Origin of the sequence: Paenibacillus sp. FSL R5-0749 (assembly GCF_038595085.1) — a bacterium.
Classification (GTDB): domain Bacteria; phylum Bacillota; class Bacilli; order Paenibacillales; family Paenibacillaceae; genus Paenibacillus.
Map to the genome: position 1 here is coordinate 1,470,088 of NZ_CP152005.1, position 14,012 is coordinate 1,484,099.

At 46.6% G+C, this 14,012-nt stretch carries 8 protein-coding genes; all 8 read left to right on the forward strand.

Translation table 11 applies throughout. The annotated features are described in order from the left end of the window. The first annotated feature begins 352 nt into the window (after nucleotides 1-352). The 8 genes from MKY85_RS06405 (at nucleotide 353) to MKY85_RS06440 (ending at nucleotide 13,865) form a co-directional block, all read left to right on the forward strand. Nucleotides 353-2,002, forward strand: a complete 1,650-nt coding sequence (locus MKY85_RS06405; protein WP_342573287.1) for an ABC transporter substrate-binding protein — start codon at nucleotides 353-355, stop codon at nucleotides 2,000-2,002. Between the two features lie 223 nt (nucleotides 2,003-2,225). Beyond that, nucleotides 2,226-3,230, forward strand: a complete 1,005-nt coding sequence (locus MKY85_RS06410; protein WP_339240246.1) for an ABC transporter permease — start codon at nucleotides 2,226-2,228, stop codon at nucleotides 3,228-3,230. Nucleotides 3,231-3,271: 41 nt separating this feature from the next. Further along, nucleotides 3,272-4,171: a nickel transporter permease gene (nikC, locus tag MKY85_RS06415; RefSeq protein WP_342572140.1), complete on the forward strand. Its 900-nt coding sequence runs from the start codon at nucleotides 3,272-3,274 to the stop codon at nucleotides 4,169-4,171. A 1,421-nt stretch (nucleotides 4,172-5,592) separates the two neighbouring features. After that, nucleotides 5,593-7,473 carry a molecular chaperone HtpG gene (htpG, locus tag MKY85_RS06420; protein ID WP_339240249.1) on the forward strand — a complete coding sequence of 627 codons (1,881 nt, stop codon included), beginning with the start codon at nucleotides 5,593-5,595 and terminating at the stop codon, nucleotides 7,471-7,473. A 685-nt stretch (nucleotides 7,474-8,158) separates the two neighbouring features. Beyond that, nucleotides 8,159-9,574: a dGTP triphosphohydrolase gene (gene dgt, locus MKY85_RS06425; protein WP_339303651.1), complete on the forward strand. Its 1,416-nt coding sequence runs from the start codon at nucleotides 8,159-8,161 to the stop codon at nucleotides 9,572-9,574. Between the two features lie 21 nt (nucleotides 9,575-9,595). Next, nucleotides 9,596-10,621 carry an MsnO8 family LLM class oxidoreductase gene (locus MKY85_RS06430; protein ID WP_342572141.1) on the forward strand — a complete coding sequence of 342 codons (1,026 nt, stop codon included), beginning with the start codon at nucleotides 9,596-9,598 and terminating at the stop codon, nucleotides 10,619-10,621. 285 nt (nucleotides 10,622-10,906) lie between these two features. Further along, a complete protein-coding gene (locus tag MKY85_RS06435; protein WP_342572142.1) occupies nucleotides 10,907-12,619 on the forward strand; it encodes a methyl-accepting chemotaxis protein in 1,713 nt (570 codons plus the stop codon). Nucleotides 12,620-12,887: 268 nt separating this feature from the next. Continuing rightward, entirely contained in the window at nucleotides 12,888-13,865 is a 978-nt protein-coding gene (locus tag MKY85_RS06440; protein WP_342572143.1) for a methyltransferase domain-containing protein, read from the forward strand. Nucleotides 13,866-14,012 lie beyond the last annotated feature (147 nt).

A 14,012-nucleotide genomic window follows, 5' to 3' on the forward strand; every position in this document is an offset into this window, starting at 1 on the left:
TTCAAATAAATCGCAACAATCTCATTCATTTCATTACATTACATAGAGTCATCTCACAAGGCATTTTGTTCATTGTACGTCTTCTTTCTCTATAAAAATTAATCGTCCATATCCGTAATCCATGCGCAGGATGATCTGGCGTTTACTTATATCCATTATTCATCTTTCTCCCATACTTTTTTCAAGTTTCATATACATGCCTTACTTCTCCCGGAACTTTAATTCAGGTATCACAGGCACCTAAAGCCTTTCATTGATACAAGCAAGCACCGAACCAATGGCTATCATTGAAGTTTTTTCATGCCAGCATCACACACATTATGAGACAGGGAAGGGTGTTGTACGTATGCGAATGAGAAAGAAATGGATGTCCGGTTTTTTGACTCTGGCTTTGAGTACCGTCTTGGTGTTGTCAGGCTGTTCGAGCAATGAGGGGGCTGGGAATTCGCCTGCTCCGGCGGAAGGCAGCGAGCCACCAGCCGAAGTGACAGAAGCGCAAGATACGATGATTATGGGGCGTGGCGGGGATTCGGTGGCATTGGACCCGGCAATTGTGACCGATGGAGAGTCGCTGAAGATTGGACATCAGGTGTTCGACTCGTTGCTGGACTACAAGGAAGGCGGAACAGAAGTCGTTCCTGGACTGGCAGAGAGCTGGGAGATTTCGGCGGATGGGCTCAAGTATGTGTTTAAGCTGAAGTCCGGTGTGAAATTCCATGATGGTACGGACTTCAACGCTGAGGCTGTTGTGTTCAACTACAACCGCTGGGGTGATCCGGCGAGTGAATATAAATTCGAAGGAGACTCCTTCGATTATTACGACTCCATGTTTGGTCCAGAGGACGGACGTGTGATCAAGGAAGTGAAGGCGACGGACGAGACTACGGTGGAGTTCACATTGAACCAGCCACAAGCGCCTTTTCTGCAAAATATTGCGATGACGCCATTCGGCATTGCCAGCCCAAAAGCGATTCAGGAGAAAAAAGAAAACTTCAAGAGCGAGCCTGTGGGCACCGGACCATTTGTATTCAAAGAGTGGAAGCGTAACGACTCCATTACCCTGGAGAAAAACGAGGATTATTGGAAAGAAGGACTGCCGAAGCTGAACAAAGTTATCGTGCGTTCGATTCCGGATAATACCGCTCGCTTCAATGCCCTGCAAAACGGCGAGATTGATGTCATGGAAGACTTGAACCCGGACGATCTGTCCATCCTTGAAGGCAACAGTGAGTTGCAGAAGATTGAGCGTCCACCGTTCAACGTGGCGTATATCGGCTTTAACTTCAAGAAGAAACCATTTGATAATGTCAAAGTCAGACAAGCCCTCAACCATGCGGTGAACAAACAGGCACTTATTGATGCGTTCTTTGCTGGACAAGCTGAGCCTGCTGTCAACCCGATGCCGCCAACGCTGTGGGGATACAACGATACCATTGAGGATTACCCATATGATCTGGAAAAAGCAAAAGCTCTACTCGCCGAAGCTGGCTTCCCTGACGGTTTGCCTGATCCGGTAACCTTCTATGCCATGCCGGTATCTCGCCCGTATATGCCTGATGGCAAGAAAGTAGCGGAAGCGATCCAGGCTGATTTTGAGAAAATCGGCGTGACCACGAACATCGAATCCCCAGAATGGGCGACGTATCTGGATGATGCCAAAGCCGGGGAGAAAGACGATATCTACATGCTCGGTTGGACGGGGGATAACGGGGACCCGGATAACTTCCTGTATACATTGCTGGACAAAGACGCCATTCCGGGCAACAACCGTAGCTTCTACGTCAACGAAGAGTTGCATGTGCTGCTGACGGATGCGCAGAAAGAAACAGATCAGGAGAAACGTGCCGAGCTGTACAAACAAGCACAGATGATTATCAAGGAAGACGCACCTTGGATTCCACTTGTGCACACCACGCCAATTCTGGCGGGTAAATCGAACCTGAAAGGTTTTGTACCATCTCCGCTGGGCAGTGAATCCTATGCTGGTGCCTACTTCGAATAATACAGACGTAAGCTGAACTTATCCATTTCAGGATAACGGAGAGTGGAGAATCACTCTGAAGAGGGCACTGCACCTCGGAGTGAGTAGGTGTAATTTCTTTCTATTAAAGCGCTGGTGAGACGAAATGCTTGGCAGAACCCACATCCGGACGTAACTATCCAAAGCATGCGTATCTGCCAGCGCTTTTTATTTTGCACGATATGTCGAAGGCAGGTGAACAGGATTGAACAGCTATATTGTCAAACGTGTGCTTGTGTTGCTGCCCGTGCTGCTGGGCATGACCCTGATTGTCTTTTCCATCATCCATGCCATTCCGGGTGATCCGGCCGAGACCATACTTGGGCAAAAGGCAACCGAACAATCCAAGCAGGCCCTCCGTGACCAGCTCGGTCTGGATAAACCCTGGTTCCAGCAATATTTCGCCTACTTGGGCGATTTGATCAAAGGCGACCTCGGAACATCCATCCGCACCAAGGTGCCTATTGCCCAGGAAATTGTGCCTTATCTGACAGCAACCCTTGAATTAACGATGGCAAGTATGTTGTTTGCTGTCATTATCGGGGTGAATGCCGGGATTATCAGTGCATGGAAGCACAACTCCTGGTTTGATTATTGTTGTATGGTCATTGCTTTAGTGGGTGTATCCATGCCGATCTTCTGGCTCGGTTTGATGGAACAATGGCTGTTTGCAAACAAATTGCAGTGGCTGCCATCCATTGGGCGCATGAATGCACGTGATCCGGTGGAAGCCATTACGGGCTTGTATGTGCTGGACACGATGATCGCTGGACAATGGAATCAGTTGTGGACCGTAACGAAACATTTGTTGCTTCCGAGTATAGCGCTGGGCACCATTCCAATGGCCGTTATTGCCCGGATGACCCGTTCCAGCATGCTGGAAGTGATGAGTTCCGATTACATTCGTACTGCAAAGGCGAAGGGACTGGGCCCGTTTTTTGTCGTATATGGACATGCCCTTAAAAATGCTTTTATTCCCGTGCTTACGGTTATCGGCATCCAGACCGGATCGTTGCTCGGGGGTGCGGTGTTGACCGAAACGATCTTTGCTTGGCCGGGCGTGGGACGTTATATATATGAAGCGATTAGTTCGCGGGACTATCCGGTAATCCAGAGTGGCATTCTGATCGTGGCATTCTTTTTCGTGGTCATCAACCTGATTGTGGACTTGCTCTACGCCGTGTTCGATCCTCGGATTAGTTATAAATAGGAGATTCATTAATCATTCATATCCAAGAAAGGAGACGCCGCATGGCCAAATTATCGACCAATACCGGACCATCCATTGATGCTGCGTCGGCGAGCACATCCGGTCCATGGCGGGAAGCGTGGAGAACGTTTCGGAAGAATCGGCTTGCGCTTGCGGGCTTGATTATTATCGTGTTTTTTATCCTGTTGGCCTTCCTTGCGCCATACATCGCACCTTACGATTACAAAGAACAGGTGCTGGTGGATCGGCTACAGGCGCCTTCGGCAGAGCATTGGTTTGGTACGGATGATCTGGGACGTGACGTGTTTTCCAGAGTGCTGCATGGAGCGCGCATTTCCTTGTGGGTGGGCTTCTTCTCTGTCATTGGTTCCATTATCGCGGGTACGCTGCTTGGTCTGATTGCTGGATTTTATGGAAAATTGGCGGACATGCTCATCTCGCGTTTATTTGATATCTTGCTCGCATTCCCGGGGATTTTGCTGGCCATCGCCATTGTGGCGATAATGGGCCCGTCGTTGCAAAATGCACTGCTCGCCATCGCCATCGTCAACATCCCGACTTACGGAAGGTTGGTGCGTTCACGGGTACTCAGCTTGAGACAGGAGGAATTCATTACGTCGGCGCGGACACTTGGGGCGGGCAACGGGCGGATCTTATTCCGCCACATCTTGCCCAACAGTCTTACTCCGCTGATCGTACAGGGTACGCTCGGGATTGGAACGGCGATCATCGAGGCCGCAGCACTTGGATTTCTGGGCATGGGTGCACAACCACCCGACCCGGAGTGGGGGAAAATGCTGTCGGACTCCCGTCAGTTTATACAAAAAGCACCGTGGACACTCATCTTCCCCGGCGTTTCCATCATGTTGACCGTCCTCGGCTTCAACCTCATGGGCGATGGACTCCGTGATACCCTTGATCCGAAAATGGCCAAAAAGTAGAATTTTCAAACTCAAACTCAAACTCGTATTCATATTCAACCTCAAGCTCTAACCGTAACCGTAACCGTAACCGTAACCGTAACCGTAACCGTAACCGTAACCGTAACCGTAACCGTAACCGTAACCGTAACCGTAACCGTAACCGTAACCGTAACCGTAACTTTATAACCTTATTCTGCATTCTAACTTTTTCTGTAACGCTTTTATGCGGCACTGCTAACTATAAAACTAAGCGTATGTGCTACTTTTTAACGCGTCCCTATTTGTACCTGTAATGCTAGCTTCTGCTCCAACTCTAACGAACCTAGGAGGTCCTATTTTGCGATTTCCAGTCAATCTCCCGATCTAACGAACTTCACACACCCTAATATGTGAAAAACTTTCGAATGTGCTCCATAGATTGGATTAAATTTAGCAATAGCGTGTCTAGGGTTCGTTAGATTACAGATTCATCCAAAAAAGGCCATTTAACGCCTCTGAGGTTCGTTAGCGCGACTGCCATACTTCTCAAGACATTCAAGCAATCACAGGACCAAGTTACCAATATACCAACGAACATATCAACACAATATATCAACACAAAAATAGCAATACGGACATATCAATACGAACACATCGATACGGCAGTCTCAACACTGCAAACCCGAGGATATTCCGAGGCGCATTAAATAGACAAGTTTTAAAGCCATCCACGATACCAATGGACAGATTACGATCTTCCCCCATAAGCCGGTTCGAACTTTGGTTCGAGGCGGCTTTTGTTTTACCTGTGGGATTACGTTAAAATGATTGGTGATGTGTCAAAGTTGAAGGGTATTCGATCTTTTTGTTAAAATAACCGCCTGCGTATTGACACCCAATTTTCCCATATGTTATATAAAAGGAAGGGTTTAGCACTCCGATCATTAGAGTGCTAACAAATGATGTTTTTACTATACGCCTACATATGGAATGATTCTGTTTTTGAAAATAGTTATTGAACCTGAGTAGGACATGCGAAGCCAAGGGACGCACAGACCTGAAGAAGCGAAATGTTTGCTTAATCTACAGACTCCATCTAAATAGAAGGCTCTAATCCTCATACAAGTTCCTGATTAAATGCGAAAGTAGTGCAGGGGACGAAATCGATTTGGAGGAAGCGAAGCGTTCGCCTTTATCACCGGATTACTCCCTTATATAAAGGAATCAAAGAAATCTGGGGATAACAGCGATCCGAAAAACGATTCGTAACCGCAACGGCTACATGGCAGAACGTCATGCACTTATTTTTTGCAATGACTCATTAGTGTGAGTCACATTATCTGAGGACTAGAGCGCTCAAAGGTTTTTGAGTCTACTAATGGTCGCAGGTATATCTCAGTTATTTCTATTTTCAATCAAGAATCATTCGATATCCAAATCTGAAAGGAGTCCAACCATTCATGGCTAAAAAAGAATTCCAGGCAGAATCCAAACGTTTGCTGGATATGATGATCAACTCCATTTATACCCAAAGAGAAATCTTTTTGAGAGAATTGATCTCCAACTCCAGTGACGCCATTGATAAAATTTATTACAGAGCACTGACAGACGATACGCTCGTTTTCAACAAAGAGGACTACTTCATCAAGCTTACAATCGACAAAGAAAACCGCACGCTCACACTGACAGATACCGGTATCGGGATGACGCAGGAAGAGCTGGAGAACAATCTGGGGGTTATCGCGAAGAGTGGTTCCCTGGCGTTTAAGAAGGAAAATGAAGCCAAAGACGGCCATAACATCATCGGACAATTTGGGGTTGGTTTCTACTCGGCATTTATGGTGGCGGACAAGCTGACCGTAACGAGTAAAACGCTGGGCAGCGACGAGGCTTGGAAATGGGAGTCCGAGGGCGCGGATGGATACACCATTACACCGGCTGAAAAAGACTCCGTAGGTACAGAGATCGTGCTGACGATCAAAGAAAATACCGAAGAAGATTCGTATGACGAATTTTTGGAAGAGTACCGCCTGAGATCCATCATCAAGAAATACTCCGACTTCATTCGCTACCCGATCAAGATGGATGTGACGGGTCAACGTCCGAAAGAGGGCACGGAGAACGAGTTCGAGGAGTACCAAGAAGAACAAACCGTGAACAGCATGGTGCCGATCTGGCGTAAAAATAAAAGCGAATTGACTGAAGAAGACTACAATAACTTCTATATGGAAAAACGCTACGGTTTTGACAAACCGCTCAAACACCTGCACATCAGCGCAGATGGCGCAGTGGTATATAATGCAATCCTGTTTATTCCGGAGAACACGCCGTTTGACTACTATACCAAAGAGTATGAAAAAGGCCTTGAACTCTACTCTAACGGTGTACTGATCATGGATAAATGCGGGGATCTGTTGCCAGATTACTTCGGGTTTGTCAAAGGTATGGTGGATTCGGAAGACCTGTCTCTGAACATTTCCCGTGAGATGTTGCAACATGACCGTCAGCTAAGCCTGATCGCGAAGAATATTAAGAACAAAATCAAGAGCCAACTGCAAAGCCTGTTGAAGGACGAGCGTGAGAACTACGAGAAGTTCTACCAGGCGTTTGGTCGTCAATTGAAATATGGTGTATACAGTGACTATGGTGTGAACAAAGATACATTGCAGGATCTGCTGTTGTTCACGTCTTCCAAAGAGGGCAAACTCGTGAGCCTGGACGAATACGTCTCCAGAATGCCGGAAGACCAGAAGTACATCTATTATGCCTCCGGTGAGTCCATTAGTCGTATTGAGAAGCTGCCACAGATCGAGGGTGTTCTTGAGAAAGGGTACGAAGTACTGTACTTTACCGATGACATCGATGAGTTCGCAATCAAGATGATCATGAACTACAAGGAGAAAGAATTCAAATCCATCTCCAGTGGTGACCTGGGTATCGAAGATAGCGCGGACCAAGAAGAAACGGACGCTCAAGACAACGACAACAAAGAGCTGTTTGAAGCGATGCAAGCTCAATTGGCGGGTAAAGTCAAAGCCGTTAAAGCTTCCAAACGTCTCAGAAGCCACCCGGTATGTTTGTCCACTGAAGGTGAGCTGACGATTGAAATGGAGAAAATCCTGAAAGCTATGCCGAATAGCGAAAATGTACAAGCCGACAAAGTTCTTGAAATCAACGTGAATCATGATGTCTTCAAATCATTGAAAGACGCTTTCGCACAGGATCAGGAGAAACTGAACCTCTACACAAGTCTGCTGTACCATCAGGCATTGCTGATCGAGGGATTGCCAATTCAGGACCCAGTAGAGTTTACTAACGATATCTGCAAGGTTATGGTGTAACAATCCGGCGTACAAGGGTGCAATAACATCCTTGATGCAAACATTCACGCCGCTTCAAGAGTCACTGCGTGAACATTAAGTTTAGTAGCTAAATCGTAACGCTGCATCCACCATAATCATCCGACAGGGCATTTACGTCCTGTCGGTTTTTTTGTTTTTACTCACAACGGGGTGGGCGTGGGGGAGGCAGACTATCATTGCAGCGATGGATGAACATCGTAATGAAATTCTTTAGCCTTTCAAAGTTTTGAAGAATTCCTCCTTTATAGGGAATGTGATGTCATTTAAATTGGGAGTGAATCAAACAGCAAAAGTAGTGAAGGTGACGGAATCGATTCTGAAGAAGCGAAGCGTTCGCCTTTATTCCCGAAATTCTCCCTTTTAAAAGGGAATCAAAGAAATTTGGGAATAACAGCGATCATAAGAACGATCCGTAACCGTAACGGCCACACAAACTGTATAAGTCACTTTTTTCATCATAAGTCACGATAGTGTGAGTTCAATATGAATCATGATCATTTAGATGCACGAATGATAGTCTGGCAGGGTATAATAAAAGAATAGGACTGTTTATTACAAGTTGATGTAAGAAGAGATGACAATCGCAGACAGGTTTTACTTTTCGAAACCACAGATGTTGTGTATAATCACTCAAAATAGAGACAGTCGGCTAGGAGTGATCCCCATGCAATGGAACGATCTGAGAGAACATAGACAATATCCTGAACTAACCAAATTGGATGGATCTCGTGCAGCATACGAACGGGACTATTCCAGACTCATTCATTCACCGACCTTCCGTCGGTTACAGGGCAAATCACAGGTGTTTGGCGCAGGAACGGGTGATTATTATCGTACTCGTTTGACCCATTCCCTGGAGGTGGCGCAGATTGCACGAGAGGCTGCCCGCAGCCTGATTCGTCGTTTTCCCGAGGTGGACTGGGACCGTGCGGATAACCCTGGCCTTATTATTGATTCAGAAGTGGTGGAGTGTGCTGCAATCGCACATGATTTCGGTCACCCGCCGTTTGGACATAAAGGTGAAGAAGTATTAGATGGTATTCTGGATGACCTCATTAACACCGAGGCTAAGAAAATTATGAAAAAAAGCCGCAGCGCCAAAGTTCCCAAGGTGGAGTCTGAAGTCCGTGCCGAGCTAAAACGGAAATATGAGCATTTTGAAGGAAACGCACACAATTTCCGTCTCATTATGCATTTGGAGAAGCGTGAGGATATCGACGGACTGAACCTGTCGGATGCGGTATTACTGGGAATCAACAAGTATCCGTACCCCGGGACAGAGAGCAAGAAAGGCATGTATCATCATGAGTGGCAATATATTCGTGAGATCCGTGAACGTTGGAACGTGCCGGCAGGCAAGAAGACGCTTGAAGCACAGCTGATGGACCTATGCGATGATATTGCATACTCCTCGCATGACCTGGAGGATGGGATCAAAGCAGGCAAAATTGAAGTACATGAGCATTTCCTGCAAGATCCGCATGTGAATCGATTAATTGTGGATAAGATTACAACACTGGAGGATCTATTCTGGGACGGATGGACCCGGGAAGCAATTGGGCAAAAGGTAGAGGAGGTGCTCGCTTCGTTCCTGCGCATCTGGAATGAAAAGATGCCATTCTGCGAGCATGATTACTCACGTACCCGTCGTGAGGTGAAAGCTTATTGGGTGAGCTTTTTTGTAGGCAGCCTGGGTGTTATTGACGATGGCGACTGGAAGAAGGTAACCTTTGTCCGTGAAGGGGCTGAGGATCTTGATATGCTGCGTACAGTAAGTGTGCTCAAGAGTTTTGCATGGGTGACGATGATACGTGACCTGCGTGTGCAACGGCTACAGAAGCGAAGTGAGTGGATGATTAAGCGATTATGGGATGCATTCCTCGATCCGGAAACGTCCAAATCCATTATTCCATCCGACTGGCTGCAACGCTATGAGAAAGATCAGGCCAAAGCGCAACCGATCTGGACCTGGGAACACATGGTGATTGATTATATTGCAGGAATGACGGATGCATTTGCCGAGAAAATATACAATGAACTTTATGGACTGAAGGTAGGTTCCATCTACGATCTGGATTAAAATGAACCGATATAAAGGGAGATGAGACGCTTGGCTGCAAGAATGAGTGATAAGTTCAGACTGGGCGTACTTGACCTTGTTCCAAGGTTAAAAGATGCCTCAGCGGAACAGGCACTTCAACAATCGGTGATACTTGCGCAACATGCCGAGGCTTGGGGATACGTCCGATACTGGACATCTGAGCATCACGATATGGCTGAACTGGCATCGGCCTCTCCCGAAGTACTGCTATCCCACATCGGAGCAAGAACGACAACGATCCAACTCGGCTCTGGCGCGGTCCTGTTGCCCCATTACAGCCCGCTCAAAGTTGCAGAGTCATTCCGTCTGCTGGCGACGCTCTATCCTGGGCGCGTTGAGCTTGGGCTCGGACGCGCTCCTGGCGGTGGACCTCATGCGACAATGGCACTTAGTGGCAATTACTTGCAACATGTGTCCAAGTTGCCTGAATCACTTGCAGCACTGACGGAACTGCTTGAAGATCGATATACCTACGAGGATCATCCTGTGACGGCTCGTCCGATTCCAAAGCTTCCGTTATCGCTTTGGATGTTGGGGACCAACGTGAAGAGCGCAGAATTTGCGGCACGGTTCGGCATGGGTTATGTCTTTGGTCAATTCATGAGTGATGCTGATGGTACAGAGGCTGTAAGGCGATACCGAGAAGGATTTGTTCCCAGTGCAACCATGAAGGAACCTGAAGTTATGGTGGCAGTCAGCGTATTGTGTGCGGAGTCAGAGACGGATGCCTTGGCCTGGAGTCGTGATATGGCAGAGAGACGCAAGGCGGATGGAAAAGAACGTTTAAGCGAGCTGAATTCGAGTGGTATCGCGGTCTCCAACACGAATGACTCAGCCAGTGCTGATCATCATGAATCAGAGCGGCACTATGCAGGTACACCTGAGCATGTATGGGGTCAATTGGAACAAGTAAGTCGCAGGCTGGATACGGAGCGGTTGCTTCTGGTTACGGCAGGACCAGATTATGAGCGCAGGCTGAATTCTTACCGATTGCTGGCTGATCATAAGACCGCCATACTGAAGTAGGACGACTACTTTATGATATAAGCCGTTGAAATTTGGACAAACCGAAGAACTACAGATCAGGAATTTTCCGAATGCTGCAGTTCTTCGGTTTTACTTTGTAGAATTTCGACAATTATTTACAAGATTAAGCTTCTTAATAACAAAATAATGTTATAATACTTTACGTCTATTTTCCTATCGATATAATATAGATAAGTTCTTTTGACAAGAGGTCAAAAGAAGGGGAAAACAATGACAAAAGCACCTGAATTCGGGATGACCGAAGAGGTCAAGGGGGGAAATCATATGTTCAGCAGATTTAAGATCAAAAGTATCGGTCTGCGTATCAGCATCGCATTTTACTTGTTAATCCTCTGTTTGATTATTTTGAGTGTCACCATTGTCACCCGCATGAATTCAATCGAATCCAACACCAATGAGATTACAAACAATTGGATGCCATCAATCCAGCAAATTAACCGGTTAAATTATACTACGGAGCACGTTCTTTCGCTAAGTTATCGTCACTTCGACGCGGATAACTCGGACAAGGCAGCCTTGTCAGAAGAGCGTACCAAGTATATTCGTGAAACGACACAGACAATTAAAATTTATGACCAGCAGGAAAAGTCTACGGAGGAACTCGATCACTGGACTGCGTTCAAGAACAAATGGGAAGCGTATCTCAAGATTAATACGCAAGCAATCAAGCTGAGTGATGAGGGTCAGACACAGTTGGCGAAGGAAGTTGCTGATAAGGGTGCGGATTCCTTTGACACCATGCAAGTTGATCTCGATTATCTCGTGGAATACAATCAGAAACAGTCTGACATTGCGGCGTCCCAAACGATCAGATCGGTACAGGATGGTAGACTAATCATCATTATCGGCGTTCTGGTCATGATTGTCATTACAGCGATCAGCATTCCGATTATCCGTTCACAGGTTGTGAAACCACTGCTGCGTGTTATTAGCGCGGTGAAACTGATTGCAGAAGGCCAATTGAATGTTCAGGATATACATACTAAACATGAGGATGAAGTCGGCGTTCTGGCCAAAGCAGTGAATGATATGAAAGGTAACCTGACTTCCATGGTGCTAAGCGTCAGACGAATTGCGGAAGCTGTCAATCGTCAGAGCGGGGAACTGGCAATCTCATCCGAAGAGGTTAAGATTGGTAGTCGCCAAATAGCAGTGACCATGGAAGAGTCAGCCAAGGCTGCGGAGAGCCAGGCAGAGACAGCCGTGGAATCAGCCCGTACGGTTGAAGCATTGAATGATCACATTCAGAATCATACGGAACAAGGCAGTCAGCTGCGCGTCATGTCGGATCTTGTACTGGAGCAAGGGCTGAATGGTCGCAAAGCGATGGAACAGTCAGTTCAGCAGATGCAGCAAATTTCCGGAGCGGTCTCAACTTCCATGAACAAAATGGAACGGTTGAATCGTAAAAACGAAGATATCTCCAAGCTGGTTCAGGTCATTCATGACATTGCACGCCAAACCAATCTGCTGGCATTGAATGCCTCCATTGAAGCAGCCCGTGCGGGAGAGAGTGGACGCGGGTTCGCCGTAGTGGCCTCAGAAGTGCGGAAGTTATCGGAAGCTGTGCAGACTTCGGTCGAAGAGATCACGGCGATTACCGAGGATATTCAGCAGGAGTCACAAGGGGTGGTTGCGGAATTGCGTACAGGCGTACAGGAGACCGAACTGGGTCAGGAGCATGTACTTGCTTCAGGTCAGCTCTTCCGTACGATTAATGAATCGGTGGAAGGCATGGTTGGTGTGATTGGCACCATGACAGATGGCCTCGCAGGCATGCAGGAAGCAAGCGGACGAATGAATGATTTCAGTCAGCAGATTTCGGCTGTTTCGGAACAATCAGCAGCAAGTGTGGAAGAAGTTTCTGCATCGGCGGAAGAGCAGGTCAGTTCCATGGAAACGATTAGCGGCAATATTCAAAGTCTGAAAGAATTATCGGAAGATTTGCTAACATCCATTGAAAAATTAAAAATATAACCTTCTTCTTATAATAGAAGAAACTGGCTCATGCTTGCGCGGGCTGTTGAGAATCTCAATATAAAGTAAGGTGTCCCTCAATCCTGGGTACACCTTACTTTTTTCTTTCCAAATAGTTACGTCCAAAGAAATGGATAGTTGTCTAGCAGTCTAACATTGTATACAATGACTACCTGAAGCATTCGTAACAGCTGATATTTGATATGTATACACTGAGCTACTGTTTATATAGAAGAAACATGATTAATGAAGGAAGGGGAGGAGAATTTTGCCTGATGAAACAATTGGTAGTTACACTACTTCTGGGAAATACCTCTACACCTTTGCTTGCCACGAGAACGAGCGTGAATTGTGCATGCTGGAGCTGAATACGTTGCTTGAACCGAGTTCAGAGATCAGTATGGATAGGGGAGCATATGTGTGGTCTGAACGACGTATATCACCTGGACGTAGTCCTTTTATCCATGGCAGATTAGATGTAATCGGTGAAGGCGATACGGTGACTGACCTGCTCCCTCTTGCCAAAGAGATTCGGCTGTTGCCAGAAGAGACATTTAAGGTGACATGTCTGAAAGAAGGGGATCATGCCCCTGATTATGCACAGTCTCGTCAGCTGGAAAAAGAAGTCGGCATGTGCATTAAAGGCAGGGCACAGATGAAGCAGCCAAAGGTGACTTTCGGCCTAATCCAAACAGGAGAAAAATGGATCTTGGGCCAGTGGACAGAAGCTGATCGATCATGGCAGATACATCGGCAGAAGCCGCAAAATTACTCAACTGGATTTGGCATCACGCTTGCCAGAGCGCTGGTGAATATTGCTGTTCCGAACGTGGAAAACCATCGATTACTTGATCCGTGCTGCGGTATGGGAACAGTTGTCATTGAAGCTTTATCCATGGGAATTGATGCGAGAGGTAACGACCTTAATCCTCTGGCTGTCCGAGGTGCACGCATCAATCTGCCGCATTATGGATTTGATTCGGATCGAATCACGTTAGGGGATATGAATGAACTGCAAGATCGGTATGATGCAGCGATTTTGGACATGCCCTATAATCTCTGTTCTGTACTTCCAGATGCTGAGCAACGAGCCATGTTGGAGAGCTTGCGCAGATTGGCCAAACGGGCCGTGGTTGTTTCCACAGAGTGGGTAGAAGAGCATTTGTTGGAAGCGGGATGGACAGTAAAAGAGTACCGAACAGTAAACAAAGGCACGTTTATACGTCATATTTGGTTGTGTGTGTAAGTATAAAAAAACAAAACTCTACCTCTAAGGAAATTTCCAGAGGTAGAGTTTTTTACTGTGTACATTTTAATTGAACTAACGATTTACACGAGAAACGTAGAGGACAGAAATAACCAGAAGAAGCAAGTTGATTTGCACAATATTGCA